This is a genomic window from Limimonas halophila (assembly GCF_900100655.1).
Taxonomy (GTDB): Bacteria; Pseudomonadota; Alphaproteobacteria; order Kiloniellales; family Rhodovibrionaceae; genus Limimonas; species Limimonas halophila.
Genome location: NZ_FNCE01000011.1, coordinates 1 through 25670, shown reverse-complemented (window position 1 = coordinate 25670; position 25670 = coordinate 1). Strand labels below are relative to the sequence as shown.

The following is a 25670-nucleotide window of genomic DNA, read 5'->3' as shown; positions in this document are numbered from 1 at the left end:
GTCATTCCGCTGCTGCCCGCTGGTCGCCGCGCTCGACTGGGCAGGCCGAGCCGTGGCAGCGCTCGCGGTCACAGAAGCGGCAGGCGATGTCGCCGTCCTGCGCCAGCCGCGCCAGCATCGCGTCCAGCAGGGTGTCGAGCTGCTGCTTTTCCGTCTTGTTCAACACGTTGACGGCATCGCGCAGCGTCGTCAGCCGGCGCTCCTGAAGGTCGGCGGCCGTGCGCTTGCCCGCCTTGGTGATCTTGAGCGGCACCGCGCGCCCCGTGCGTGAGCGCCGCGCCACCAGCCCCGCCGTCACCAGCTTGTCCACCAGCCGCTGACACGCCGGCTGCGACAGCCCGATGGCGGCCGCGAGCTGCGTGGTGGTGTGCGGGCCGCGCTGGGCCAGGGTGAGCAGCGCCGCCGCGCCGCTGTCCGACACCTCGCCCGAAGCCTGCCGGCCGCGGTCGTCCAGCAGGGTCGTCAACGCCCCGAGCTTGTTGGCGATCAGTTTCTTTTGCATGCGGCATGCATATCATGTGTCAGGCGTCGATTCCAGGGAACGCCAATGATGCGGCGGGCCACATTTCCCTGGCCGGGATGTCCGCTGTCGCGCCCGCCGGGATCGCCCCGAACCGGCCGAAAAGAGTTCGAACGACAGCATCGGACGCAAGTTCGCGCCCAGCTACATGGACCACCGGAACGACAGGAGTCGCGGGCCGAAAGCCCGCTCGTCCGGTGGTAACGGGCATCCGCGCCCGTTTTCGAAAAGACGGCCGATGCTGTACCCGGTCAACTCCGGCCAACGTGGGATGGAATCCTACAATCCCGGCGGACGTCCGGCATAGCCCCGTTGTACACTTATGCATACTGCATGCATGCGAATTCTAGCGTGCACAACCGCCTTACAGCCAGCCCCGCGCCTTGAAGAGGACGTAGGGCAGCACGGCGGAAATCAGCATCAACACAAGCGCCAGCGGATAGCCGAAGCTCCAGCTCAGCTCGGGCATCACCTCGAAGTTCATGCCGTAAATGCTGGCGATCAGCGTGGGCGGCAGGAAGATCACGGCCACCACCGAGAAGATCTTGATGATGGCGTTCTGCTGGATGCTGATCATGCCCAGCGTGGCGTCCAGCAGAAAGGTGACCTTGCTGTTGAGGAAGGCGGCGTGGTCGGTCAGCGAGGCGATGTCCTGGGCGACCGTCATCAGCCGGCTCGCCGCCGCGCGGTTGCCGTCGAAGAGGTCGAGCTGGCGCGCGAAGGCGGTCACGCGCGAGAGCGACAGCAGGCTTTCCCGCGCCTTGGAGACGAGATCGCCCAGCCGCCCGATGCGCCCCAACAGCGCCCGGTAATCGTGGTCGCTGGCCTTGGTGCGCTCGGCGAACACCTCCTGCGACAGGCGGTCCAGATCGCTGCGCAAGCGCTCCAGCACGTCGGCGATGCGCTCGATGATGCTGTCCAGCAGCGCCGCGAAGGCGCTCGGCGCGGCGGTGCACATCTGCGGCTGGCGGCGGATGTCGCGCTCGAACGCGGTGAAGGCCTGGAGGTCGGCGTGGCGCACGGTGATCAGGCGCGAGGCCGTGAGCACGAAGGTCACCGTGGCGCTTTCCGGCGGCGCGGCGGCGCTGCGCACGATCGTGCCCGTCAGGAAGGAGGTGCCGCTGTCCGTGTAGAGGCGGGAGGAGGACTCGATCTCCTCGCGCTCGGCCCGGGTCGGGATGTCGATCGCCAGCGCGCGCTCCACCAGCCGCTCCTCCGGCCCGGTGGGCTGGTAGAGGTCGATCCACACCGCCTCGGGCGGTAGCGCCTCGACCGCCGCGGCGTCGACCTCCTCCACGTGTAGCCGTCCCTCATGGACGCTGAAGGCGCGCAGCATGAAACATCCCCCTGCCCGTGTGCGGCGCGAGGGATACCAGATGCGGCGGCGCACCGCGATCCGGTGACGCCGCTCAACCCGCCGTTTTGGCGTCGTAGCGGCAGACGTCGCGCACGACGCACTGCCCGCACCTGGGCTTGCGCGCCGTGCAGGTGTAGCGGCCGTGCAGGATCAGGAGGTGGTGCGCGTCCTTCTTGAAGCGCGCCGGCACCACGGCCTGAAGCGCATCCTCCACCGCGCGCACCGTCTTGCCCGGCGCCAGGCCGGTGCGGTTGCACACGCGGTAGATGTGCGTGTCCACGGCGATCTCGGGCTCGCCGAAGGCGGTGTTGCGGATGACGTTGGCGGTCTTGCGCCCCACGCCCGGCAGCTTCTCCAGCGCGGCGCGCTCGCGCGGGACCTCGCCGCCGTGCTCGTCCACCAGCTTGCGGCACAGCGCCACGACGTTGCGGGCCTTGTTGTTGTAGAGGCCCAGGTTGCGGATGTGCGCCTTGATGCCCTCCTCGCCCAGCTCGAGCATGGCCTCGGGCGTCGCCGCCTCGCGGAAGAGCGTGGCCGTGGCCTTGTTCACGCCCACGTCCGTGGACTGCGCGGAGAGCACGACCGCGATCAGCAGCGTGAAGGGATCAAAGTACGTCAGCTCGCTGTCCGGCGCGGGGATGACCTCGGCCAAGCGCGCGAAGAAGCGCTCGATCTCGTCGGGGGTAAGCTCGCTGGCAGACATGGCCGCGGAGTGTAGGGTGGCGCCGCCGCTTCGCCAATCGGCGAGCCGCATTGCGTGGCGCGGCGGGCTATGCAACCGTTCGCGGCGATGAGCGTGCAAACGAAGTCCGAACGGCCCTGCTGGTGGCGGATGGCCGTGGCGCCGGGCACGGTGCGCGTGGCCACGGTAACGGCGCTGGTCGTCGGCCCCATCCTCACGGCCATCAACCAGTGGGGCGCGTTGACGGGCGGCGCCGATTTGAATTGGATCAAGGTGGCGCTGACCTTCGCCGTGCCCTACGCGGTGTCCACCGTGAGCGCGGCGCTGAACGCCTGCCGCGACGCGGCGGGTTCGTAACCGGCTTGCCGGGCGGCGGGGCGAGACCATGTCGCAGACCATGGCTACACCGGCCCACGAGGGCATCGAAACGCACGCCCATCACGGCGACGGCGTGGTGTTCGACGCCATCCTGACGCCGCACCGCTCGCTCTCGCGCCGGGGCTTCGCGCTGGTCATGGGCGTCTTCGCGGCGCTGAGCTTCGGCGTCGGCACGGCCTTCTTCCTGGCCGGCGCGTGGCCCGTGCTGGGGCTGTGCGGGCTGGAGGTCCTGCTCGTCTACGCCGCCTTCAAGGCCAACTTCCGCGCCGCGCGCATGTACGAGACGGTGACCGTCACGCGCGACGACCTGACGGTGGCGCGCGTGAGCCCGCGCGGCGACGCCCAGCACTGGCGGTTTCAGCCCGCGTGGCTGCAGGTGTGGATGGACGACCCGCCGCGCCACGACAGCCAGCTTACGCTGCGTTCGCACGGCCGCAGCCTGACCATCGGCACCTTCCTCACCGCCCACGAGCGCGCCGACTTCGCCCGCGCCCTGCGCGGCGCGCTGGACCGCGCGCGCCAGCCGGAGCCGATGGTCGGCTAGAGCATCGTGCGTGAAATCGTGTTTGCCAAGAAGGTCGGAAACCTCACGCTAGATTCCTGTTTTTCCTGTGCGAGCAGATTCACGCACGAGCAAGCGGAATCACGTGAGTGATTCCGCGTTACGGCGATCTGCTCTAACGGCGCGCCCGACGGTTTGCGTCCGGCGGCGCGGGGGCTTACATCTCGCGGAACACCCCGCGCCCTGACATGCGCCGCATTCGCCGCCCGCGAGCGCGAATGCGCATCAGCCCAGGAGGACCCATGACGCGCAACCGCCCCGTGACCCGCAGCGACGTGGAGCAGATCGTCGGCAAGCTGGACGACACCCAGATCGCCGAGATCATCGCCACCAAGGCGACGGTCGCGGAGCTGGTGGAAGCCAGCCAATGGGTTCTCACCAACGACACGCCCGGCATTCACCGCCACAAGAGCCCGCGCGTGAACCGCCTGTGCGAGATCATCGACTCCGCCCGCCCCGACGACGACGTGGAGTAACGCCAGCGCCGGGGCGGGCCGCCTACGACGCCGCGACCTGCTTGGTTTGCGCGTGCTCGCCGCTGTCGGGCTCGGCCGGCAGCTCGCAGGTGATGCGCGTGCCCGCGTCGGGCTGCGAGTCGATCGCCACCCGGCCACCGTGCAGTTCGATCAAGCTCTTCACCAGGGACAGCCCGAGACCCGGCCCGCCCTTGCGCGGGTGGCCGCGCTCGAACTTCTCCAGCACGCGCGCCTGATCGGCGTCGCGGATGCCCACCCCGGTGTCGCTGACGCTGAGCCGCACCGTGCCGTCCGTCCGCTCGGCGGCCAGCGTCACCTGCCCGCCGTCCGGGGTGAAGTTGAAGGCGTTGGAGAGCAGGTTGAACAGCGCCTGCTTGAGCCGGCGCGGATCGGCCTCGATCGTGCCGATGTCGGGCGGATAGGACACCATCAGCCGCAGGCCGCGGCTGCGCGCGCGCTCGTGCGCCAGGGTGTAGAGATCGTCGAAGAGCTGGGCGACGGAGACCGTCTCACGCTCCAGCTCCATGTAGCCCGCCTCGATCGTCGCCAGGTCCAGGATATCGTTGACCAGGCCGATGAGGCGCTGGGACGAGGTGACGATGGCGCGCGCATAGTCTTCCTGGCGCGTGTTCAGCTCGCCGAAGAACTGGTTCTGCAGGATCTCCGCGAATCCCACGATGGCGGTGAGCGGGGTGCGCAGCTCGTAGGAGACGTTGGCGATGAACTCGGATTTCAGCCGGTCCGCCGTCGCCAGGGCCTCGGCGCGTTCGCGCAGGGCGCGCTCGACCCGCGTGGTGTCGGTGACGTCCAGGTAGGTGAACAGGCTCTGCCCGTCCGGCAGCGGCACCTGCGACCAGTCCAGCACGCTGCCGTCGGGGCGTTCCATGCGCCCGCCGCGCGCGTCCGGCTCGCTCGCCCGCCCGGCCAGGCGCTCGCGCCGCGTTCGCCAGTCGTCCCGCCCCTCGGGCAGGAGATCGCGGCAGGCGTCCAGCAGCTCGCGCACGTGCGGGCGCCCCGCCACGGTGGCCGGGGACAGGTGCCAAATGCGCGTGTAGGCCTGGTTGCACAGCGTCAGGCGCCCGTCGGCGCCGAACACCGCCACGCCCTCGTAGAGGTGGTCGATCGTCTCCCGCTGCACCTCCATGAGGGTGTTCACGTCGCGCTCCAGCGAGAGGCGGTCCGTCACGTCGTCGTAGAGCACGAGCACGCCGCCGAGCGCGTGCGGGATCATGCGCACCTGAAGCGTGCGTCCGTCCGGGCAGTGCAACTGATCCGTCTGCGGCTCCAACAAATTCTGCATACGGGATATGCAGTCGCGCTTATAGGCGCGGAAATCCGCCTGTTCGGGCAGGCGGCGGCGCTCGCGCAGCGCCTCGATGACGTCGGTGACGTGGGGCTCGCCCGCGAAAACGGAGTCGGGCACGTCCCAAATCTGGCTCACCGCGCCGTTGGCGTAGCGCACCCGCAGGTCGGCGCCGTAGACCACGACGCCGGTGTCCAGGCTGTCCAGCACCTGCTGCTGCGCCTGCCGCAGCCGCCGCAGTTCGTGGCTCAACTCGTCGGCGCGGGTTCGGTCCGTCGCCATGCCGACGAAGGTTCCGTCCGACAGCGGCACCTCGCTCATGTGCAGGCAACGCCGCTCGCCGTGGAGCACCACGCGCTTCTCGGCCGTGGCGACGGCGCGCTCGCGGCGGGCGCATTCCGCCAGCGCCTGCCCGGCCGAGGGGTCGCCGCCGTCCTGCAATTCCACCTGCTCGCGCACGACCGCCCGGGCGCTTTGCTGGACCGCATCGGCGTAGGCGCGGTTGCAGGCGGCCAGGCGCAGGTCGGTGCCGCGGCGCCAGACGGGCAGCGGCAGGGCGTCGACGGCCTCGCCCAGCGACACCGCCCGCGCTTCCGCGTGGCGGCGCGCTTCCTCGCGCTCGGTGACATCGGTGAACCAGACGGTGGAGCCCGCGGGGCCGGCGTTGCCCTCGGCCATCAGCCAGCGCCCGCCGTCGGCGGTGGCGAGCGTCATGGCGAACCGACTGCCGTGAAACGACAATTCGTCGAACGACGCCTTCAGCGCGTCGGCGTCCCGCCCGGCGAATGCCGGGCGCACGTCCTCGGCGCCGGCGGCGGAGCGGGTGAGGCCGAGCATCTCCCGAAGGCGGGCGTCGGCGGCGGGCGCTTCGATCTGGGGGGCCAGCGGCGCCGCGGGGGCGTCACGGATCAAGGCGTCCAGGTCGGCGCGCTCGCGCTCGGTGCGCGCCAGCCGCTCGCGCGTCGCCAGCCAGCGGGCGCGATACATCGCGGCCGCACCCACGCCGGCGGCGGCCATCACGATCGCCAATGCCAGGAGCGCGCCGGCCCCGGTCACGGTCCGCCCATCCCCGCGATGCGGCGCAGTCGGCGGGACGCCGCCACCTCATCCCCCGGATGATCCGTCCACAGCGGAAAAGTTTACAAAACGTTACCCAACCGGGCAACGGGCGGCCGGCCGATTCGCCGGCGCAAAAGCGAAAAAAGGCCGCGGCGCTCATGGCGAACGCCGCGGCCTCCGGGCCTGATACAGGCTCTGAATCAGTAGCGGTACGCGTCGCTCTTGAACGGGCCGTCCTTGGGCACGCCAAGGTAGTCGGCCTGCTTGTCGGACAGCCGCGTCAGCTTGGCGCCGATGCGCGAGAGGTGCAGGCGCGCCACGTCCTCGTCCAGGTGCTTGGGCAGGACGTAGACGTCGCGGGCGTACCGCTCGTGGTTCGCCCACAGCTCCATCTGCGCCAGCACTTGGTTGGTAAACGAGGCGGACATGACGAAGCTGGGATGCCCGGTGGCGTTGCCCAGATTCAGCAGCCGGCCCTCGGAGAGCAGGATAATGCGCTTGCCGTCGGGGAACTCGACCTCGTCCACCTGCGGCTTGACGTTGTGCCAGGTGTGGTTGCGCAGGCCCTCGACCTCGATCTCGTTGTCGAAGTGGCCGATGTTGCCGACGATGGCGCGGTCCTTCATGGCACGCATGTGGTCGGCCGTGATGACGTCGCTGTTGCCGGTGGCGGTGATGAAGATGTCGCCCAGCGGGGCGGCATCGTCCATCGTCGTGACGTCGTAGCCTTCCATCGCGGCCTGGAGCGCGCAGATGGGGTCGACCTCGGTGACCATCACGCGGCAGCCGGCGTTGCGCAGGGACTGCGCCGTGCCCTTGCCGACGTCGCCGAAGCCGCAGACCACGGCACGCTTGCCCGCCATCATCACGTCGGTGGCGCGGCGGATGCCGTCCACGGCGCTCTCGCGGCAGCCGTAGATGTTGTCGAACTTGGACTTGGTGACGCTGTCGTTGACGTTGATGGCCGGCACCTTGAGCGAGCCCTCGCGCGCCATGCGGTAGAGGCGCGCCACCCCCGTCGTGGTTTCCTCCGACAGCCCGACGACGGCCGCTTCCATCACGTCCGGATAGGTGTCGTGCAGGCGCGCCGTCAGGTCGCCGCCGTCGTCCAGCAGCAGATTTGGCCGCCAGCCGTCGGGGCCGAAGATGGTCTGGTCGATGGCCCACCAGTAGCTGTCCTCGTCCATGCCCTTCCAGGCGAAGACGGGCACGCCCGTGCTGGCGATCGCGGCGGCGGCGTGGTCCTGCGTGGAAAAGATGTTGCAGGACGACCAGCGCACCTCGGCGCCGAGCGCCACGAGGGTCTCGATCAGCACGGCCGTCTGGATCGTCATGTGCAGGCAGCCGGCGATGCGCGCGCCCTTCAGCGGCGCATCCGAGCTGTGGCGCTCGCGCAGCGCCATCAGGCCGGGCATCTCGGTCTCCGCAATGGCGATTTCCTTGCGGCCCCAGTCGGCCAGGGAGATGTCGGCGACGCGGTAGTCGGTGTGGCTCGTCATCCGGTCCTCGTTTCGATGGGGGTGGCCTGCGCCGTCAGAGCATCGTGCATAAAATCGTGTTGGCCGAGAACGCCGAAAACCTCACGATAGGTCCGTGTTTTTCCAGTGCGAGCAGATTCACGCACGAGCAAGCAGAATCACGCCGGGGCGGCCACGGTGGCGTGGGCGTGTCATCCCGAACAAGCTGATTCTGCTTTACGGCGATCTGCTCTAACCCGCGACCGTTTCGCCGGCCTCGGCCCGCAGGGTCTCGGCGCGGTCGGTGCGCTCCCAGCTCAGGTCGATGTCGCTGCGCCCGAAATGGCCGCCGCTGGCCGTCTGGCGGTAGATCGGCCGCAGCAGGTCCAGCATCTGCACGATGCCCTTGGGGCGGAAGTCGAAGTGGGCGCGCAGCAGCGCCTCGATACGGGACTCGGGGATGCGCGCGGTGCCCATGGTGTTGACGTGCACCGACACCGGCCGCGCCACGCCGATGGCGTAGGCGAGCTGGACCTCGCAGACGTCCGCCAGGCCGGCGGCGACGACGTTCTTCGCGGCGTAGCGCGCGGCGTAGGCGGCGGAGCGGTCGACCTTGCTCGGGTCCTTGCCGGAGAAGGCGCCGCCGCCGTGGCGGCCCACGCCGCCGTAGGTGTCGACGATGATTTTGCGCCCGGTGAGGCCGCAGTCGCCGTGCGGGCCGCCGACGACGAAGCGCCCGGTCGGGTTGACCAGATACTCCGTCCCGCGCGCGATCATCTCCGCCGGCATGACCGGCTTGACGATCTCCTCGATCACGCCCTCGCGGAGGGTTTCGTGGTCCACCTCGGGTGTGTGCTGGGTGGAGAGCACGACGGTTTCGACCGCCGCGGGCTTGTCGTTCTCGTAGCGCACCGACACCTGGGACTTCGCGTCCGGGCGCAGCCACGGCAGCTTGCCGTTGCGGTAGACCTCGGCCTGGCGGCGCGTCAGCCGGTGGGCGAGCTGGATGGGCATGGGCATCAGCTCGTCCGTCTCGCGGCAGGCGTAGCCGAACATCAGGCCCTGATCGCCCGCGCCCTGGTCGAGGTCGAGCCCGGCGCCCTCGTCGACGCCCTGCGCGATGTCGGGGGACTGGCGGTCGAGCGCAAGCAACACGGCGGCGCTGTTGCCGTCGAAGCCGAGCGCGCTGTCGTCGTAGCCGATGTCCGTCACCACGTCGCGCGCGAGCTGGGTGTAGTCGACGTTGGCCGTGGTGGTGATCTCGCCGGCCAGCATGATCAGGCCCGTGTTCACCAGCGTCTCGCACGCCACGCGCCCGCCGGGATCCTGGCTCAGGACGGTGTCCAGAACCGCGTCGGAGATCTGGTCCGCGATCTTGTCCGGGTGGCCGGGCCCCACGGACTCCGAGGTCAGGATGTAGCTGTCGGCCATGACGGCAAGCTCCCGTGCGATCTTCCGGTGACGGCGGGCTGGCCAGCGAATGCAGGCATGCGTCGCTCGCGCGCCATCCCCGCGGACGGCCGCGACTGGCGCCGATAGGTGGACTCAACACGGGATCGGGTCAAGGCCTTCACCCGGACAAGCATTTGTGGAAAACCCGGCCCATCTTTCAGGCGATGCGTCGGCCCACAAGGCGGATGACGCCCACAGACACACCGAATCTCACTCAAATGCAGCCATAAGGTTGTTCATATTTCCGCATACGCGTCATGCACGCAATGGGGAAGGCGTGGGCCGCGCGCAATGGTATGAAGCCCTATCCGGCGTGGGAAATCCGCACGCCATCTGGACCGCGGAACGGGACCGGCCGACCACAATGCAACAACAGCCTTCCCCCACCCCGGCCGCGACGGCCGCGGCCGAGTTGGACGACGACCGGCTCGAACGCGCCGTCGGGCGGCAGGTCCGCCTTTACCGCACCCAGCTCAACCGCACCGTTAGCGACGTGGCGCGGGCCGCCGGGTTGTCGCCCGGCATGCTGTCGAAGATCGAGAACGGCGCGACCTCGCCCTCGCTGACCACGGTGGGGGCGCTCGCCCGGGCCCTGAACCTCTCGGTGAGCGCCCTCTTCGCCGGCATCGACGACCGCTGCACGGCCGTGCACATCCCCGCCGAGCGGGTTCTGACCGACGGGCGTCACGGCGCCGACACGCGGCTGCTGGCCCATGTCGCGGGGCGCGGCGTGGCGATGGAGCCTGTGGTCGTCACCATCCCGAACCACGGCGCGGCCGCCGACATCCCGGCCGACACCGGCACGGCCTTTGTGCAAGTGCTCGCCGGCGAGTTGGTCTACCGCCACGGCGAGCAATCCTTCCGACTCCGGGAAACGGACTGCCTGGCGTTGGACGCCGAGGTGGACCACGCGCCGGAAGCGGTCGTGCGCGCGCCCGTGCGCCTGCTGCTGGTGCAGGCGAAGGCGCGCACCTGACAACCGCCCTACCGGGCGCCGGAAACGACGAAGCCGCCCGTGTTGGCCTTCAGGGTTTCCGCCAGCTGCGCGCCTGCGTCGTCCATCAGCTTGGTGACGAGGCCGTGCAGGGCGCTATCGCGCTCGTGCGGCGAGGCGCCTTCCTGCGTGGCCGTCGAGCGCGACGCCGTGATGCGCACCGAGCCGTCGCGGTTCGGCCGGCGCATCTTCACCGCGATCTCCAGGTCACCCGTGTAGCGCACCGCCGGTTCGCTGGTGAAGAAGCCGGAGATGCCCTCCTTCGTTTCCAGCTTCTCGCGCACGATCGCGGCCTGCGAGATGACGACCGTGGCCGAGCCCTGCGTCCCGGCCGCGCGCAGGCGGTCCTGGACCCACTGCTTGGCCGCATCGGCCGGGCTGACGGGTGCCTCGTGCTCGACGTTGGGCGCTTCCATGGGCGGCTGGTAGCGCTGCTCCACGCGGATGTCCGCAACGTCCAGCCGCACCGGCGGCTCGTCCGTGTAGCGCGGCACGGGGAAGTCCCCGGACGGCGGGTTCATCGTGCAGGCGGCCAGCGCCAGCACCATAAGGCTGGCGAGCGCGGCGCGGATCGCGGTCATCGCGGTGGTACTCCGGCTGGATCAGGGCGCGCGCCCGCAGGATGGGCCGCGCGCCGCGCCGCATCAAGCGGGCGGCTCGTCCGCCTCACCCCGCATTCGCGGCCAGCTCGCCGACCTGCGCGTCGGTGAAGTGGTACATGCGGTTGCAGAACTGGCAGGTGACCTCGATGGAGCCGTCCGAGAGCTTCATGGACTCGACTTCCCCGGGGTCCATCTTGGTGAGCACGTTGGCGACCTTCTCGCGCGAGCAGCGGCAAGAGTCCGCCAGCGTGTGCTGCTGGTAGACGCGCACGCCCTCCTCGTGGAACAGGCGGTAGAGCAGCTGGTTGGCGCTCAGGTCCGGATCGCACAGCTCCTCGCGCGTGGCGCTGGCCATCAGCACGACCGCGCGCCGCCAGTCGTCCTCGGCGTCCACGCCGGCGAGGTCGCGCGCGCCCGCCTCCTCGGGCAGGCGCTGCATCATCAGCCCCCCGGCGCGCCAGCCGGTCGTGCCGTCGTTCGCCCGCACGCGCGCCGCGCCCAGGCGCAGGCTGGAGGCCACCTGTTCCGACTGCTGGAAGTAGTGCTGCAGGCAGCCCGCGAGCGTGCGCCCGTTCAGCTCGACGATGCCCTGCTGGCGCTCGGCCGTGCCCTCCTGGTCGAGGGTGAACGCCAGATGCCCCTGGCCCATCAACTTCAGGACGTCGGCGTTCTCCTCCACCATCGCGGCGTCGTCGGCCGGCAGGCGGTCCTCGTCGACGCTGGCGTAGCCGCGCACCGCGCCGTCGGACATGTAGTCGACCACGACCATCGACACCGGGCCGTCGCCCGAGGCCTGGAGCGTGAAGATGCCGTCGTACTTCAGCATCGACGCCATCAGCCCCGCCAGCGCCAGCATCTCGCCCAGCAGGCGCGCCACGGGGGCGGGATAGGCGTGGCGGGTGAGGATGGCGTCCACCACCGGACCCGTCCGCACCAGCCGGCCGCGCACGCCGGAGCTTTCCAGGGTGAACGGCAGGGCGAGATCGTCGCCCGCGGGCGCCGCGCCGCCGGCCGCGCTTACGTCAGACACCAAAGCAGAATCCCTTTCTGGGCGTGCAAGCGGTTCTCCGCCTCGTCCCAGACCACGGAGCGCTCGCCGTCGATCACTTCTGCCGTCACCTCGTCGCCGCGGTGGGCGGGCAGGCAGTGCATGAAGATGGCGTGGTCCGCGGCCCGGGCCATGACCGACGCGTCCACCTGGTACTGGCGCAGCGCGTTGTGCCGGCGCTCGCTCTCGCCGGGATCGGCGCCCATGGACACCCAGACGTCCGTGACCACGGCGTCGGCGCCGGTGACGGCCTCGTTCACGTCGTGGGTGACGACGACGCCGGCGCCTTCCTGGCGCGCCCAGGCCACCACGTCCGCGGGCGGTTCCAGGCCCTCGGGACAGGCCAGGCGCAGCTCAAAGCCGAAGCGCGCCGCCGCGTGCAGCCAGCTGGTCGCCATGTTGTTGCCGTCGCCGCACCAGGCAACCGTCTTGCCCGCGATCGGGCCCACGTGCTCCTCCACCGTCAGCACGTCCGCCATGAGCTGGCACGGGTGCGTGCGGTCGGTGAGGCCGTTGATGACCGGGATGCCGGCGTGCTCGGCCAACTCCAGCAGATTGGCCTCGCTGGTGGTGCGCAGCATGACCGCGTCGACGTAGCGCGAGAGCACACGCGCGGTGTCGGCGATGGTCTCGCCGCGGCCGAGCTGCATCGAGCCGGGCTCCAGCACCGAGGCGGCGCCGCCGAGCTGGCGCACGCCCACCTCGAAGGATAGGCGCGTGCGCGTCGACGGCTTCTCGAACAGCATCGCCAGCGTGCGCCCCGCCAGCGGCGCCGGGCCGCCCGGCGGGGTGGCGCCGTTCTTGATGGCGCGGGCGGTGTCCAGCATCCAGCGCAGCGTGGCGCTGTCGAAGCGGTCCAGGTCGAGGAAGTGCTTGGGCCGGGTCATCTCGGCTCCGTTGCGGCGAGGCGCTGGCACGCGCGGTCCATGCGTGCCAGGCCGTCGTCGATGTGGTGGTCGGTGATGATGAGCGGCGGCAGCACGCGCACGACGTTGTCGCCGCCCGGCACCGTCAGCAGCCCCTCAGCCCGGAAGGCGTTGACGAGGTCGAGGTTGCTGCCCTGCGCCTGCAGGCCGAGCATGAGGCCGCTGCCGCGCACCTGCCGGATCAGCTCGGGATGGCGCCGCGCCAGCGCGTCCAGCTCCTCACGCAGGCGTGCGCCCGTGGTGCGGACGTTCGCCAGGAAGCCGTCCTCCAGCATGACGTCGAGCACGGCGTTGCCCACGGCCATGGCGAGCGGGTTGCCGCCGAAGGTGCTGCCGTGCGTGCCCGGCGTCATGCCCTGCGCCGCTTCCAGCGTGGCGACGACCGCGCCCACGGGGAAGCCGCTGCCCATGCCCTTGGCGAGCGCCATGACGTCGGGGCGGATACCGGCCCACTGGTGCGCGAAGAGCGCGCCCGTGCGCCCCATGCCGCACTGGATCTCGTCGGCGATCAGCAGCAGGCCGTGCTCGTCGCAGATGCGCCGCACCTCGCGCAGGAACTGTGGATCGGCGGGGCGGATGCCGCCGTCGCCCTGCACCGGCTCCAGCATGACCGCGGCGGTTTCCCCGGTGACGGCCGCGCGCGCCGCCTCGGCGTCGTTGAAGGGCACTTGGTCGAAGCCGGGCGTCAGCGGCTCGAAGCCGGCGCGCAGCTTGGCGCCGCTGCTGGCGGAGATGCCGGCGAGCGAGCGCCCGTGGAAGCCCTGCTCGAAGGTGATGACGCGGTAGCGCTCGCTGTTGCCCACGCTGTGGTGGTAGCGGCGGGCGATCTTGACCGCGCCCTCGAACGCCTCGACACCCGAGTTGCAGAAGAAAACCCGCTCGCCGAAACTGTTCGCCGTCAGCCGCTCCGCCAGGCGCTCGCTGGCGGGAATGCGGTAGAGGTTGGAGACGTGCCACAGCTTCTCCGCCTGGGTGGTCAGCGCTTCCACCAGGTGCGGATGCGCGTGGCCCAGGGCGGTGACGGCGATGCCGGTGCCGAAGTCCAGGTACCAGGACCCGTCCTCGGCCTGGAGGTAGGCGCCCTCGCCGCGCTCGAAGGCGACGTCGGCACGGGCATAGGTGGGCATGAGCGCGTCGGTCACGTCGCGGCGTCCCCTATCCACGGGTGGTGGCCCGGATGCATCGACCGGGCATGAAAGGGGGAAACAAAGCGTTCGCACGTGGGCCTGTCAATTCGCGGTTTCGCAGCGACAATGCGTCGCGCGACCGTGCCCGCGAACAGGACGGATGGTGGCACCACATGCGCGTTACCGGGACCGGTTCGCCCCGCACCGCCGGCCCCGAACGAACCAAGACGGCGACAGGAGAGGAACCATGCGGCTCAAACACACCATCGCATCCGCCGCGGCGCTCGCCCTGATGGCGAGCCCGGCCGCGGCCGCGGAGACCCCGATCACGGTCCACGTCATCAGCCAGGGCGCCAAGTTCATCGGCTCCAGCATGGGCGGCGTGCAGATCACCCTGGAGAACGCCCGGACGGGCGAGGTGCTCGACACCGGCGTCACCAGCGGCGGGACGGGCGACACCGACCGCATCATGCGCACGGCCCACAAGCGTGGCGCGCAGTTGTCGACGGAAGGCGCGGCGCAGTACAGCACCACCCTGGACCTGCAGGACCCCACGAAGATCCGCGTGACGGCGCACGGCCCGCTCGCCCAGGAGCAGTCGGCCAACACCGTCTCGGCGACGCAGTGGGTCGTGCCGGGCAAGGGTATCACGGCCGGCGACGCCTGGCGCTTGACCATGCCGGGCTTCGTCGTGGACGTGCTGGAGCCGGGCGCCCACGCCGAGATGAAGGGCACCCCCGCCACGGTCACGCTCCACGCCAACGTGCGCATGATGTGCGGCTGCCCGATCACACCCGGCGGCACCTGGGACGCCGAGCGCTACGAGGTCGCGGCCATTCTCAAGCGCGGCGGCGAAAAGCTGCGCGAGGTGCCCCTGAAATACGACGGCTCGGCCAGCCAGTTCGCCGCCGACGTGAAGCTGGAAACCCCCGGCGGCTATTCGGCCACCGTCTACGCCTACGATCCCAAGTCCGGCATGACCGGCCTGGACCGCACCACCTTCGCCATCGAGCCGTAACCACGCCCGCCGGCGTCCCGGAAGGAAGCGGCGCGGCCGTACGGCACGCGCCGCTTTTCCGCCGGACCCCCACACGGCCGAATCATACCCCGACTGTTCACACTACCATCGCGCGTATAAGCCGGGATCTAATTTCTATCGTTCGACGCAATCCACACCGGGTGCGTGCCTGAATTCACCGTGTGTTATGCCGGTGGATGCGGTGTCGACGCCAAATCGGCGGCAGTGATGGTGCGAGAAGCAGCGATCACGAAGCCGTGGTCGCGATCGCGCTTGACCTCGCGGACTCGCCGTTCATCTTGCCATGGGTGGGCAATGTGGGGGGTCACGATGAACATGCCCCGGTGATGATGGACGAGCGCACACGCGAGATCATGCGGTCCATCGGCGAGCGCATTCGCGCCCGCCGGTTCGATCGCGGCTTGTCACAGACCCAATTGGCGCGCCACGTGGGCGTGACGCTGCAGCAGATCCAGAAATACGAGACGGCCAAGAACCGCCTGCCGGTGGACCGCCTGGTCCGCATCGCGGAGGTCTTGGACACCCCGGTCAGCCACTTCACCGACGCCGCGACCCAGCACAAAGGCCCGGATACGCGCGCGGCCGTCAACCGCCAGAGCATGGAACTGGTGCGCCACTTCCAGCACATCCCCAGCCCGCGAGTGCGCAGTGCCGTGATCGGGCTCCTGCGCGGCCTGGACGCGGAAGCGGCGCGGCACGCCAAGACCGATCCCTCGGCGCCGGAGGACGGCGACGGCGACCATTCCGGCCAGAATGCCGGGGCGCGCCCATCCGAGCGGCAGCGCAACGCCAGTTGATCGCCGCACGCAAAGGACCGCGGCGTCGGGTCAACGCCGCGGCCCAGAAGCCGGACAAAAGGGGACGTGATGGAGGTCGTATGGCGCGCTTCGGCACCTCCACGGGCCATGTGGTCCGCATCTCATTCTTTCGCACACCGACCGCGACCGCCCCGCAAACCATGACGCGTCCGAGCGCCACGCCGTTGCACTCAACGCGCGTCCAGCCCCATCGAAATACTTGTTATACGGTAACACAGCATCGCAGACGAGCTGCTCCGACGCAGCACGCCCGGCCGGCGGTGGTTTTCAAACGTTGATGTCGTTCGAGGATCACAGCGCATGCGGCCTCGACCCCTTACCTCCGCCCAAAACACAAAAAATGCAGCACAAAATTTTTATAACATTCCAGCCACACTTCAACTTGAGGTTGATCATTAAGACACTGAATAACGAACTCCATTTGATCGAATTAATCAAAATCAATTTGATATATTCATTGTCGTACATATACTGGGTATTGTTCTTAAGGTAAAGAGGTGGTGCCATGAACGAATCCGATAACGCCAATGGGGACAATCCGCCGCCAACCCCGACCGACGCACCGAACGTCGTTGCGCTGAGCGGTCAAAGCCAGACTGTCCCGATCGGTTTTAACGCCGATGTACGCGGGACGGCCGCAGCAGAAACCCTCCAGGTACTAAGCAAAACCAATGTAACCTTTGGCGGCAACGACGGCGACGAAATCGAATTCGAGCAACCGATCAGCGCCTATACAATCAGCGCATCCGGCAACGGTATCAGCGTGAGCAACGGAGAGACGAAGGCTTCGCTCTCCCTTAATGGCGCTGTTGACCTCGCCTTTGCCGACGGTTCCGCAACCGCGCAAATTCGGCCGACGGACGCCGGTTTTGGCGTTTTCCTGGGCGAGCAACGCGTTGGTGACACGTTTGACCCAGGCGCTGTTACGCTAGACACGTCGGACGTCTCTGCAATCGCGGACGAGGAAGGGAGCGACAGCGGGGGCACCTTCCCGGATCTTCCGAGTGAAGGCGGCCCACAGCCCGTGAGCGCCGGGACGGGCGCCAGCGAGAACATCAACGGAAACCAAAACGCCACGATTTCCGGCAACGGCGGCGATGACCGCTATATCTTGCAGACAGATAGCAATGCCGAGCTGACCATCGACGACTTCGAGAACGGCGATCAGCTCTTCTTCACCGTCGATCAACTCAACGACATCAACGTCAACAACGATGTGTTCGGCGACGGACGCGTCACGCTCAGCGCCGGTCAGGCAGCCGTTACACTCACCAACCTTACGGAAAGCGCCGACCAACAGATCTTCGATAACGCGAGCTTCGAAGAGCAGTTCGGGGACCGCGGCATCGGGATCAGTGGTGATGGCGGCGAAGATACCGGTTTCCCCGCCCTGCCGAGCGAAGGTGGCCCACAGCCCGTGAGCGCCGGGACGGGCGCCAGCGAGAACCTCGACGGGAACCAAGACACCACGATTTCGGGCAATGGTGGCAAGACCGCTTCATCGTTGATCCCGAGGAGGACACCTCACTGACGGTCGATGACTTCGCGAGCGGCGATCAGATCTTCTTCAACGTCGATCAACTCCGCGACGTCTCAATCACCAACGGTGGATTCGGTGACGGACGCATCACGCTCGGCGTCGGGGAGGCGGCGGTTACGCTGACCAACCTTGCCGAAAGTGTCGACCAGCAGATCTTCAATGCCGCGAGCTTCGAAGAGCAGTTCGGAACCCGCGGCATTGGAATCATCGGCGATGCGGGTGGCGATCCAGCCTCCGGCGACGACAACGATACTGGAACGGCGGGCGACAAACTCCCGGTTCTGCCCAGCGAAGGCGGCCCGCAGCCGGTCGATGCCGGAACCAATGACGACGACAACATCGACGGCAACCAAAACGCCACAATTTCCGGCAATGGCGGACTCGACCGCTTCATCATCGACCCTGAGGATAGTGCCTCGGTGACGATCGACGATTTCGACACCGGCGACCAGCTGTTTTTCCAGGGCGGTCTCACCGACGGCGATGTGGGCGTGACGAACCCGTCCTTTACGGACGGTGTGGTCCAGTTGAGTGGCGGTGAAACCGAAGTTACGCTCACGAGCATTGGCAGTGCCGATCAGCAGATTTTCAACGCAAGCCAGTTCGTCGAAACATTCGGCCAAGACGCACTCGGTTTCGCGTAGAGCTCCCCTTGGCTGACAGGCCGCGGCTGGAAAGCCGCGGCCTGTTCGCGACCCTCAAGTAACTCCCGAGCTTTTTGTGCCGACGACGCCGGCATGCCTCTCCCGGGTCTTGGACGGCATCAGCAAGCCATATAATGAGACTGCGGTCGAACTCGGCACAGCCCCACGCAAAGGACCGCGGCGTCGGGTCAACGCCGCGGCCCAGAAGCCGGACAAAAGGGGACGTGATGGAGATCGTCTGGTCCGCGTGGGCGCCTGTCCGTCGCGAACCACGGGTTCGAGTCTGACCCGCTCCGGTTTAACAAAACGTCAACATGGGCGGCCGACTACATCCCCGGTCAGGCCGCCGTCCCACCAACCGTGATGGAATCCACCTTCAGCGTGGGCTGGCCGACGCCGACGGGAACGCCCTGGCCTTCCTTGCCGCAGGTGCCGATGCCGCTGTCCAGCTTCATGTCGTTGCCGACCATGGAGACGCGGGTGAGCACGTCGGGGCCGTTGCCGATCAGCGTGGCGCCCTTCACCGGCGCGCCGATGCGCCCGTTCTCGATCTTGTAGGCCTCGGTGCAGGAGAAGACGAACTTGCCCGAGGTGATGTCCACCTGCCCGCCGCCGAAGCTGACGGCGTAGAGGCCGTTGTCCACGGACCCGATGATCTCTTCGGGCTCGCGCTCGCCGTTGAGCATGACGGTGTTGGTCATGCGCGGCATGGGCGCGTGGGCGTGGCTCTCGCGCCGGCCGTTGCCCGTGGGCTGCATGCCCATGAGGCGCGCGTTCTGGCGGTCCTGCATGTAGCCGACGAGTCGCCCGTCCTCGATCAGCGTGGTGCGCTGGCTGGGCGTGCCCTCGTCGTCGATCGTCAGCGAGCCGCGCCGGTCGGCCAGCGTGCCGTCGTCCACGATGGTCACCTCCGGCGCGGCGATGCGCTCGCCCATCAGCCCGGCGAAGGCCGAGGTGCCCTTGCGGTTGAAGTCTCCCTCCAGCCCGTGGCCGATGGCCTCGTGCAGCAGGATCCCGGGCCAGCCGTTGCCCAGCACGACCGGCATCGCCCCCGCCGGCGCGTCCTCGGATTCCAGGTTCACCAGCGCCTGGCGCAGCGCCTCGTCCACCGCGCCCTGCCAAGTGTCGGGGTCGAGATAGCCGTCGTAGCCGACGCGCCCGCCGCAGCCGTAGAAGCCGCTTTCCATGCGGTCGCCGCTTGCGCACACGATCTGCACGTTCAGGCGCACCAGCGGGCGGATGTCGGCGACGTGGCGCCCCTCGGCACGGACGATGTGCACCGCCTGCCACTTGCCCGTCAGCCCGGCCGAGACCTGCTTCACGCGCGGATCGCGGGCGCGGGCGTAGGCGTCGATCTCCTCCAGCAGCGCCACCTTGCGGGCGAAGGGGATGGCGCTGAGCGGGTTGTCGTCGGCGTAGAGGTGGCGGTTGGTGCCGATGGGGTGCTCGGCCATGTGGCCGGAATAGCCCTGGTGCACGGCGCGCACGGTGTCCCCGGCGCGCTTGATGGCGGCTTCCGACAGCTCGTTGGCGTGGGCGTAGCCGGCGGCGTCGTCCGCCACGGCGCGCAGGCCGAAACCCTGCGAGGTGTCGTAGCTGGCGCTCTTCAGGCGCCCGTCGTCCCAGGACAGGGCCTCGCTCTGGGCGTACTCCATGTAGAGTTCGCCGTCGTCGGCGCCGGTGAGCGTGTCGTCGACCAGGCGCTCGACGCGCTCGCGGTCCAGGCCCGTGCGGTCGAAGAAGAGCTTTTCGGTCTCGGCGGTCTGCGACATGACGCGCCTCTCGCGGTTCGGGGGGAAGCATCCCCGCTGATATGGGCTTCACGCAGTCTAGGGGCCAGCACGCGCGAACAAAACGCGCGCCCAGCCATGAGCCTCAACTTCCGGCCAGGGTCATCCCGTCAACGCGGACCGTCGGGGCGTCCACGCCGAAGCGGAATTCCAGGTCGTTCGCCGGTGTGAGCTGCTGGAACATCGACAGCAGGTTGCCGGCCAGCGTCAGCTCGCTCACCGGATGCGTGATCTTGCCGTTCTCGATCCAGAAACCGGCGGCGCCGCGCGAATAGTCGCCCGTGACGGCGTTGACGCCCTGCCCCATCAGCTCGGTGACGTAGAAGCCCTCGCCGATGTCCGCCATCAGCTCCTCGGGCGAGCGCGTGCCCGGCTCCAGGTAGAGGTTGGTCGGCGAGGGGGACGGCGGCGAGGCCGTGCCGCGCGAGGCGTGGCCGGTGGAGTCCAGCCCGAGCTGGCGCGCGGAGCTGAGCGAGAGCAGCCAGCTCGCCAGCCTGCCGTCGTCGACCAGCGCGCGGCGCGTGGTGGGCAGGCCCTCGGCGTCGAAGGGCTTGGACTTGAGCCCGCGCGGGCGGTGCGGGTCGTCGATGACGTGGGTGCCGGCGGGCAGGATCCGCTCGCCCATGGACTCGCACAGGAAGGAGGTGCCGCGCGCCACCGCCGGGCCGCTGATCGCGCCCACCAGATGGCGGAGCAGGCTGTTCGCCACGCGCGGATGATAAACGACCGGATAGCCGCCCGTTCGCGGCTGGCGCGGGTTGAGGCGGCGCACTGTGCGCTCGCCCGCGCGCCGGCCGACGGCGGCGGGGTCTTCCAGATCCTCGCCGTAGACGGCGGAATGGACAGCGTAGTCGCGCTCCATCGCCGTGCCCTCGCCCGCGAGCACGGCGCAGCCGACGGTGTGCTTGGACACGGTGTAGCCGCCGCGGAAGCCGTTGGTGGCGGCGAGCGCCATGCGCGCCCGGCTCCACGCGGCGTCCGCGCCCTCGCTGTTGGTCACGCCCTCGACCGCGCGGGCGGCGTCCTCGCACGCCCGGGCGCGCTCGACGAGGGTTTCGGTGGCGGGCTCCGCCGGGTCGTCGCTGTCCAGCGCCGGCCACTCGCGCGCCAGGGCGTCGGGGTCGGCAAGACCGCAATACGGGTCCTCCGGCACGCTGCGCGCCATGGCGACCGCGCGTTCGACCAGGTCGTCCAGCGCCTCGCGGCTGGTGTCGGCGGTGGCGACGCAGGCCTGGCGCCGGCCGACGAGGACGCGCAGGCCGAGGTCGATGTCCTCGCTGCGCTCCAGGCGCTCGATGCGGCCCATGCGGCGGCCGTGGGCGATGGCCGTGGCCTCCGCCATGACGGCGTCGGCCGCGTCGGCGCCCGCGCGCCGGGCCCGCGCGAGCAGGTCGTCGAGGGTGGTGAGATTGCGCTCGATGGCGCTGTCGCCGGAGCTCATGGCGCGCCTCGCGGATGGGTGGCGGAGGAAGCGCGATGAGACGACGCGGCATCACCGACGCGCCTCATCGCGCTCTCTGTCATGCGTGTGCGGGCATGATCGCGCGTCCGGATCGCTTGCACGCCGTGCGCGCCGCAGGCGCGGACCGCGCTGGCCGTTCGGCCCGAACGATCCGACCGCATCATGCCCTGGCGGCTGCCGGGAGATATAGCCGTCTGCCGGCGCCAACCCAACAGCGCGACACGGCTTGCGTGTGCGATGCACGCCGAAAAAACGCGATGCTGTGCAAAGCGCCGGCGCATTTTCGTGCGCCGAAGTCGCGTCAAATGCCGGCGGCTGAATCGAGCCGCGGACACAGGCGCGTGAGATTTTTGGAGTCTGGACTCAGCCCTTCCAGCGATGCATGAGGACGGCGCAAAACAAGTGGACGCAAACACTGGGCCGGAGTTTGGGGCATGAGCGGAGCGCTTGCCGGGAGCTTGGCACTGGTCACGGGGGCATCGCGCGGGATCGGGCGCGCGGTGGCGCGGCGGTTCGCCGCCGAGGGGGCCACCGTGATCGCGGTCGCGCGCCACGGCGCGGCGCTGGATTCGCTGATCGACGAGATCGCCGCCGACGGCAGTCCGCCGGGCGTGATCGCCGACATCGACCTGACCGACGCCATCAGCATCGACGCCCTGGCGGAGTGGGTGCGCGAGCACTACGGGCGCCTCGACGTCCTCGTGGGCAACGCGGCCACCGCCGGCGAAGCGGTGGAAGCGCGCGAACAGGACCCCTCCGACTTCGACACCGTGCTGCGCGTCAACGTCACGGCGAACCAGGCGCTGATCCGCGCCTTCGATCCGCTGCTGCGGGCATCCGACGCCGGGCGGGCCATCTTCGTCACCAGCGGCCTGGCCCGCCGCCCCAAGAGCCACATGGCCGCCTACTGCGCCAGCAAGGCGGCGCTGGAGGTGCTGGTGCGCGCCTACGCCGACGATGTGGCGGACAGCGGCGTGCGTGCGAACCTGCTGGACCCGGGTGTGGTCAACACCGTGCTTTTTCGCTCTGCCATGCCCGAGAGCGACACCAGCGGCATGAAGGGCCCCGACGCCGTGGCCGATGCGTTCGTGGCGCTGGCCCGCCCGGCCGAAACGCGCACCGGCCAGACGCTGTCGTGGAAGGACGTGGTCGACGGGTGAGCGCCGTGACGCCACCGTGACGAATTTGATTCGAAAATACGGCGTCGCGACCGGCCATACCACGGAATTTTTGTGCACCGCAACTTGGTGCGCGGGTGGCGATGCTTGGCGGGATTTTTTGGCGTACCCCTGCTTTCTTATTGCGACTTTTTATTTGCAGGTCGATGCTCTGCTTGTCATGCCGGAGAAGGTCATCGGCCTACGACGGATGAAGGTTCAATAAGACCGCTTTCAGGGGAGCACTCATGCAACGGTTCTGGGTTGTCGGCGGCGCTGCGGAAGGAGCCCGGTTCCGCAACGTCCCCCGCAACGACGAGGAGTGGTTCGGCCCGTTCGAGAGCTACCAGGAAGCCGAACGCGTATGGTCCCGGCACGCCCGGCGCCTGGTGGACGACACGGACTCCGCCTACCGCATCGAGCGCTTCGATCCCGACGAGGCGCCGCGCTGCAGCGATTGACGCCTGCCCCACGGTCCCGGCCGCCCGCGCCGGGACCGCGCTTTTTTCGCCACCGACGATGGCGGGTGGCCGACGGCCGCGACAACCGATATGCCTCGCGGCATGGCTGCCGCATCCCCCTGGCCGCTTCCCGCCGACACCGACGCCCGCCTGCGGCTGGCGAAGGGCTATCCCTTTCCCGCACCTGCGGACGCCTTCCTGTTCCGCGCGGGCACGCACGCACCGCTCGGCGACACGCCGCTGACGGGACGCACCCCCGTGCTGGCGCACGGCTCCAACCGCTCGCCGGAGCAGCTCGCGCGCAAGTTCGCGGCGTTCGACGGCGCGGCGAGCGAGATCCCCGTCACCTACGTCTGGCTGCACGACCACGACGTCGTCTACGCGGCCCACTTCGCGCACTACGCCTCGGTGACCTCGGCACTGCACCACGTGCCGGGCTGCCGGGTGCTGGTGGCGCTGACGTGGCTCACCCCAGAGCAACTCGCGCGCATGCACGAAACCGAGGGCGCGTACAGCTTCCGCCGCCTGGACGGCGTGCGCGCGGATGCGGGGTCCGGTCCCTTGCCGGCGGAGACGGTCATCCACCTTTACCACCACGACCACGGGCTGCTGGCACTGGACGGCGCGCCCGTCGGTCTGGCCGCGGTGCCGGCGGTGAACCGGCCGCACGCAACGCTGGACCAGGAAGCCGCGCAAGCCCTCGCCCGCGACCGCGTGGCGCCGGAGCGTGAGCTGGACGCCTTCATCCTGGAAAATCAGGCGGACCCGGCGCTGCGCCGCGAGCGCGAGGCGGTGCTGCGGAAAACCGCGTTGCCCGCCGAGGTGTCCGACGCCCGCCCGGCGCACTGAAACACACGCCGGGCCGGCGACGGATCGCGATCAGAAGCGCGAGGCCGTGAGCTCGACATCGGCCCGGCGCCAGGCGTGGTCGAAGCTCAGCCGCACCGCGTCGGCCTCACCGATACGGTCCTGGTCAGCGAGGCTCAGCGCGAGCCCCTTGAGCGCCCAGCCGTTGCCGGGATGATCGGCCAGCGCCTCACGGTAGACGGTCTCGGCCGCCTTTGCGTCGCCGGCATCGAGAAGGAGCGCGCCGAGGAAGTCGCGGGCGGGAAGGGGCCACGGCTCCGGTTCGCTGTAGGCCAGCCCGTCCTCCAGGCCGACGGCCGTGCGCAAGCGATCCCCAGCGGCCATCGTCCGCCCCTCGGCGGCCAGGATCTCGCCGGCCAACAGGTTCCCGGCGATGCCGAGCAGGCGCTGCTGGCTGTGGCCGAAGAAGTGGTAGGTGGCCTCGGGATCGGTGGCCGCCCGCGTCGCCTCGACATGGTCGAGCGCGTCGCGCGCCCCCGCCGTGTCGCCCGTGCGGAGCTGCGCCAGCCCGCGCGCGAAGCGCCACATCGCGGCCTGGAAGGGTTCGGCCGGCGCCTCGGTCATGGCCAGCAGCGCGTCCCACTGGCCGAAGCGCACCAACATCAGGGCTTCCTGGTGGACGTCTTCCGGGCGCTCCACGGCCAGATCGCGCGCGGCGGCGATGGCAACCTCCCGCTGCCCGTCCAGCCACGCGCCGAACATCAACATCATGGTGTTGTGGTCGGGATAGATGGCGACGCCCTTGCCCTGCGCCGTGGCGCGGTCGACGGCGCGGGCGGCCTGGTTGGCCGTCACGGTGTCGCCGTAGCGGCCGACGTGGACGTAGATGTGCGAGGGCATGTGCTGGATGTGGCTGATCCCGGGGATGCCGGCCGCCAGGCGGTCGGCGCAGGCTTGCGCGTCCTTCGGCCGCGCCGCCTCGACGGCGTGGATGTAGAGGTGGCAGGCGCCAGGGTGGTCGAGGTTGCCTTCGAGCACGCGTTCGAGCGTCTTCGTGGCGGCGACGGTATCGGCGTAGGGCTTCCCGTCGTCGCGGTAGAGCTTCCAGGGCCGCAGCATCATGCGGCTTTCGGCGTAGAGGGTCTGGACCTCGCTATTGTCCGGGTGCTTCTCGGCGGCGGCCTGCATGGCCTCGGCGTAGGCGCGCGCACCGGCGGCGTGGCCGGGATTGTCGTCGTCGCGGTAGCGCAGCCGCATGGCGGCGATCAGGTCGCGTTCCCAGGCGGCGGCGCCGGAGGCCAGCGTGTGCGCGCGCTCGGCCGCCGCGCGGGCGTCGGCTTCGTCGCCCACCCCGGCGGGGTTGTTCTGGTAGGGGCCGGTGACCCAGGCCTCGCCCCAGGCGCACATCGCACAGGTGGGATCGTGCCTTTGAGCTTCCTTGAAGGCGGCGATGGCGTCGGCGCGGGCGAAGCCGTAGGCGAGGCGGAGGCCGCGGTCGAAGGCGGCCTGGGCGGGCTTGGAGGTGGTGGTGACGGCGCGGCTGTGGGTGCCGAGATCCAGCTTTGCCGGTCCGGCGTTGGCGTTTGCGGCGGTGGCGGCAAAGGCGCCGACGAGCGCCCCGGCGACGAGCCAGGCTCCGCTTCGGGTAACCTTGCGCATGGGATGTCCTCGCGCAGAAAGGCGGTGAGCCGATCGCGCGCGAGGCACCTGAAACCGTGGCCCTACAACACCCGGGCCGCCGGGGCATCGCCGCTCGGCCTTCGGTATGTTGGCGATGCGGCAGCCGCTACAAGACGCAGCACCCCGCAATCGCCGCGGATCGAAGGGAGGGGTGCCCGCGTTTCACACCCGATCGTGAGGGGCGCATTCATCGCGACACAGCGCCAGTATCGAACGACGAACGCTTCCAAAGACCATCTTTGGTCGTGAGTGACCCGTTCGCGTCGACATTACGCCGGTGTCGAGTGACAGACGTTTCCAAAGATCATCTTTGGTCGTGAGTGACCCGT

Annotated in this window: 24 protein-coding genes; 10 read left to right on the top strand and 14 right to left on the bottom strand. The window is 69.3% G+C overall.

Features of this window, described 5'->3' with window-relative positions; genetic code table 11:
* Position 1 precedes the first annotated feature (1 nt).
* The 3 genes from BLQ43_RS12250 to nth form a co-directional block, all read right to left on the bottom strand.
* Positions 2–502: a MarR family winged helix-turn-helix transcriptional regulator gene (locus tag BLQ43_RS12250; RefSeq protein ID WP_090021358.1), complete on the bottom strand. Its 501-nt coding sequence runs from the start codon at positions 500–502 to the stop codon at positions 2–4.
* Positions 503–884: 382 nt separating this feature from the next.
* Entirely contained in the window at positions 885–1856 is a 972-nt protein-coding gene (locus tag BLQ43_RS12245) for a magnesium transporter CorA family protein (RefSeq protein WP_090021356.1), read from the bottom strand.
* 73 nt (positions 1857–1929) lie between these two features.
* Positions 1930–2580, bottom strand: coding sequence for an endonuclease III (gene nth / locus BLQ43_RS12240; protein ID WP_090021353.1), 651 nt, complete (start codon positions 2578–2580; stop codon positions 1930–1932).
* A gap of 87 nt (positions 2581–2667) precedes the next feature.
* Between nth and nrtS the strand changes: the two genes are divergently transcribed.
* The 3 genes from nrtS to BLQ43_RS12225 all read left to right on the top strand — a co-directional run bounded on the left by nrtS (position 2668) and on the right by BLQ43_RS12225 (position 3975).
* A complete protein-coding gene (nrtS, locus tag BLQ43_RS12235; protein WP_218119204.1) occupies positions 2668–2916 on the top strand; it encodes a nitrate/nitrite transporter NrtS in 249 nt (82 codons plus the stop codon).
* Between the two features lie 28 nt (positions 2917–2944).
* On the top strand, positions 2945–3481 hold the full coding sequence (locus BLQ43_RS12230) for a DUF2244 domain-containing protein (RefSeq protein ID WP_245659578.1): 537 nt from the start codon (positions 2945–2947) through the stop codon (positions 3479–3481).
* Between the two features lie 260 nt (positions 3482–3741).
* On the top strand, positions 3742–3975 hold the full coding sequence (locus tag BLQ43_RS12225; RefSeq protein WP_090021350.1) for a hypothetical protein: 234 nt from the start codon (positions 3742–3744) through the stop codon (positions 3973–3975).
* Between the two features lie 22 nt (positions 3976–3997).
* Here the strand turns inward: BLQ43_RS12225 and BLQ43_RS12220 are convergent, their stop codons facing one another.
* The 3 genes from BLQ43_RS12220 to metK all read right to left on the bottom strand — a co-directional run bounded on the left by BLQ43_RS12220 (position 3998) and on the right by metK (position 9225).
* Complete coding sequence (locus BLQ43_RS12220; RefSeq protein WP_090021347.1) at positions 3998–6334, bottom strand: sensor histidine kinase; 2337 nt, start codon at positions 6332–6334, stop codon at positions 3998–4000.
* A 203-nt stretch (positions 6335–6537) separates the two neighbouring features.
* Entirely contained in the window at positions 6538–7836 is a 1299-nt protein-coding gene (ahcY, locus tag BLQ43_RS12215) for an adenosylhomocysteinase (protein ID WP_090021344.1), read from the bottom strand.
* 210 nt (positions 7837–8046) lie between these two features.
* Positions 8047–9225, bottom strand: a complete 1179-nt coding sequence (metK, locus tag BLQ43_RS12210) for a methionine adenosyltransferase (RefSeq protein WP_090021341.1) — start codon at positions 9223–9225, stop codon at positions 8047–8049.
* A 385-nt stretch (positions 9226–9610) separates the two neighbouring features.
* Between metK and BLQ43_RS14675 the strand changes: the two genes are divergently transcribed.
* Positions 9611–10222: a helix-turn-helix domain-containing protein gene (locus tag BLQ43_RS14675; RefSeq protein WP_176758666.1), complete on the top strand. Its 612-nt coding sequence runs from the start codon at positions 9611–9613 to the stop codon at positions 10220–10222.
* An 8-nt stretch (positions 10223–10230) separates the two neighbouring features.
* Here BLQ43_RS14675 and BLQ43_RS12200 read toward each other — a convergent pair whose 3' ends face one another.
* The 4 genes from BLQ43_RS12200 to BLQ43_RS12185 all read right to left on the bottom strand — a co-directional run bounded on the left by BLQ43_RS12200 (position 10231) and on the right by BLQ43_RS12185 (position 13958).
* The gene (locus BLQ43_RS12200; RefSeq protein WP_090021336.1) at positions 10231–10821 is read right to left on the bottom strand and encodes a hypothetical protein; all 591 of its coding nucleotides are present in this window, start codon (positions 10819–10821) and stop codon (positions 10231–10233) included.
* Positions 10822–10906: 85 nt separating this feature from the next.
* Positions 10907–11872 (bottom strand): Hsp33 family molecular chaperone HslO, encoded by a 966-nt coding sequence (gene hslO / locus BLQ43_RS12195; protein ID WP_090021334.1) that lies wholly within the window; start codon positions 11870–11872, stop codon positions 10907–10909.
* Complete coding sequence (gene argF / locus BLQ43_RS12190; RefSeq protein WP_090021331.1) at positions 11860–12777, bottom strand: ornithine carbamoyltransferase; 918 nt, start codon at positions 12775–12777, stop codon at positions 11860–11862. Before argF ends, hslO begins: the two co-directional genes overlap by 13 nt.
* Positions 12774–13958 (bottom strand): aspartate aminotransferase family protein, encoded by a 1185-nt coding sequence (locus tag BLQ43_RS12185; protein ID WP_245659576.1) that lies wholly within the window; start codon positions 13956–13958, stop codon positions 12774–12776. Before BLQ43_RS12185 ends, argF begins: the two co-directional genes overlap by 4 nt.
* Before the next feature lie 232 nt (positions 13959–14190).
* Between BLQ43_RS12185 and BLQ43_RS12180 the strand changes: the two genes are divergently transcribed.
* From BLQ43_RS12180 to BLQ43_RS14470, 3 genes are all read left to right on the top strand, one after another.
* Positions 14191–14961, top strand: coding sequence for a hypothetical protein (locus tag BLQ43_RS12180; RefSeq protein ID WP_090021329.1), 771 nt, complete (start codon positions 14191–14193; stop codon positions 14959–14961).
* A gap of 257 nt (positions 14962–15218) precedes the next feature.
* A complete protein-coding gene (locus BLQ43_RS12175) occupies positions 15219–15779 on the top strand; it encodes a helix-turn-helix domain-containing protein (protein ID WP_176758665.1) in 561 nt (186 codons plus the stop codon).
* A gap of 526 nt (positions 15780–16305) precedes the next feature.
* Positions 16306–17331, top strand: coding sequence for a hypothetical protein (locus tag BLQ43_RS14470; protein WP_143006276.1), 1026 nt, complete (start codon positions 16306–16308; stop codon positions 17329–17331).
* Between the two features lie 62 nt (positions 17332–17393).
* Here BLQ43_RS14470 and BLQ43_RS14465 read toward each other — a convergent pair whose 3' ends face one another.
* The 3 genes from BLQ43_RS14465 to BLQ43_RS12150 form a co-directional block, all read right to left on the bottom strand.
* Positions 17394–17963, bottom strand: coding sequence for a hypothetical protein (locus tag BLQ43_RS14465; RefSeq protein WP_143006275.1), 570 nt, complete (start codon positions 17961–17963; stop codon positions 17394–17396).
* A 359-nt stretch (positions 17964–18322) separates the two neighbouring features.
* Positions 18323–19756 carry a metalloprotease TldD gene (gene tldD / locus BLQ43_RS12155; RefSeq protein ID WP_090021317.1) on the bottom strand — a complete coding sequence of 478 codons (1434 nt, stop codon included), beginning with the start codon at positions 19754–19756 and terminating at the stop codon, positions 18323–18325.
* 103 nt (positions 19757–19859) lie between these two features.
* Positions 19860–21215, bottom strand: coding sequence for a TldD/PmbA family protein (locus BLQ43_RS12150; RefSeq protein ID WP_090021315.1), 1356 nt, complete (start codon positions 21213–21215; stop codon positions 19860–19862).
* Between the two features lie 455 nt (positions 21216–21670).
* Between BLQ43_RS12150 and BLQ43_RS12145 the strand changes: the two genes are divergently transcribed.
* From BLQ43_RS12145 to BLQ43_RS12135, 3 genes are all read left to right on the top strand, one after another.
* Positions 21671–22396, top strand: coding sequence for an SDR family NAD(P)-dependent oxidoreductase (locus BLQ43_RS12145; RefSeq protein ID WP_090021312.1), 726 nt, complete (start codon positions 21671–21673; stop codon positions 22394–22396).
* Between the two features lie 245 nt (positions 22397–22641).
* The gene (locus BLQ43_RS12140) at positions 22642–22854 is read left to right on the top strand and encodes a DUF4170 domain-containing protein (RefSeq protein WP_090021308.1); all 213 of its coding nucleotides are present in this window, start codon (positions 22642–22644) and stop codon (positions 22852–22854) included.
* Between the two features lie 102 nt (positions 22855–22956).
* On the top strand, positions 22957–23703 hold the full coding sequence (locus tag BLQ43_RS12135) for a hypothetical protein (RefSeq protein WP_090021305.1): 747 nt from the start codon (positions 22957–22959) through the stop codon (positions 23701–23703).
* Between the two features lie 30 nt (positions 23704–23733).
* Here BLQ43_RS12135 and BLQ43_RS12130 read toward each other — a convergent pair whose 3' ends face one another.
* Complete coding sequence (locus BLQ43_RS12130) at positions 23734–25320, bottom strand: tetratricopeptide repeat protein (RefSeq protein WP_090021303.1); 1587 nt, start codon at positions 25318–25320, stop codon at positions 23734–23736.
* Between the last annotated feature and the right edge of the window lie 350 nt (positions 25321–25670).

Bases quoted from the DNA above. Each gene is read 5' to 3' on its own strand.
- BLQ43_RS12250 (WP_090021358.1), bottom strand. From the start codon at position 502: ATGCAAAAGAAACTGATCGCCAACAAGCTCGGGGCGTTGACGACCCTG.
- BLQ43_RS12245 (WP_090021356.1), bottom strand. From the start codon at position 1,856: ATGCTGCGCGCCTTCAGCGTCCATGAGGGACGGCTACACGTGGAGGAG.
- nth (WP_090021353.1), bottom strand. From the start codon at position 2,580: ATGTCTGCCAGCGAGCTTACCCCCGACGAGATCGAGCGCTTCTTCGCG.
- nrtS (WP_218119204.1), top strand. From the start codon at position 2,668: ATGAGCGTGCAAACGAAGTCCGAACGGCCCTGCTGGTGGCGGATGGCC.
- BLQ43_RS12230 (WP_245659578.1), top strand. From the start codon at position 2,945: ATGTCGCAGACCATGGCTACACCGGCCCACGAGGGCATCGAAACGCAC.
- BLQ43_RS12225 (WP_090021350.1), top strand. From the start codon at position 3,742: ATGACGCGCAACCGCCCCGTGACCCGCAGCGACGTGGAGCAGATCGTC.
- ahcY (WP_090021344.1), bottom strand. From the start codon at position 7,836: ATGACGAGCCACACCGACTACCGCGTCGCCGACATCTCCCTGGCCGAC.
- metK (WP_090021341.1), bottom strand. From the start codon at position 9,225: ATGGCCGACAGCTACATCCTGACCTCGGAGTCCGTGGGGCCCGGCCAC.
- BLQ43_RS14675 (WP_176758666.1), top strand. From the start codon at position 9,611: ATGCAACAACAGCCTTCCCCCACCCCGGCCGCGACGGCCGCGGCCGAG.
- BLQ43_RS12200 (WP_090021336.1), bottom strand. From the start codon at position 10,821: ATGACCGCGATCCGCGCCGCGCTCGCCAGCCTTATGGTGCTGGCGCTG.
- argF (WP_090021331.1), bottom strand. From the start codon at position 12,777: ATGACCCGGCCCAAGCACTTCCTCGACCTGGACCGCTTCGACAGCGCC.
- BLQ43_RS12180 (WP_090021329.1), top strand. From the start codon at position 14,191: ATGCGGCTCAAACACACCATCGCATCCGCCGCGGCGCTCGCCCTGATG.
- BLQ43_RS14470 (WP_143006276.1), top strand. From the start codon at position 16,306: ATGAACGAATCCGATAACGCCAATGGGGACAATCCGCCGCCAACCCCG.
- tldD (WP_090021317.1), bottom strand. From the start codon at position 19,756: ATGTCGCAGACCGCCGAGACCGAAAAGCTCTTCTTCGACCGCACGGGC.
- BLQ43_RS12150 (WP_090021315.1), bottom strand. From the start codon at position 21,215: ATGAGCTCCGGCGACAGCGCCATCGAGCGCAATCTCACCACCCTCGAC.
- BLQ43_RS12145 (WP_090021312.1), top strand. From the start codon at position 21,671: ATGAGCGGAGCGCTTGCCGGGAGCTTGGCACTGGTCACGGGGGCATCG.
- BLQ43_RS12140 (WP_090021308.1), top strand. From the start codon at position 22,642: ATGCAACGGTTCTGGGTTGTCGGCGGCGCTGCGGAAGGAGCCCGGTTC.
- BLQ43_RS12135 (WP_090021305.1), top strand. From the start codon at position 22,957: ATGGCTGCCGCATCCCCCTGGCCGCTTCCCGCCGACACCGACGCCCGC.
- BLQ43_RS12130 (WP_090021303.1), bottom strand. From the start codon at position 25,320: ATGCGCAAGGTTACCCGAAGCGGAGCCTGGCTCGTCGCCGGGGCGCTC.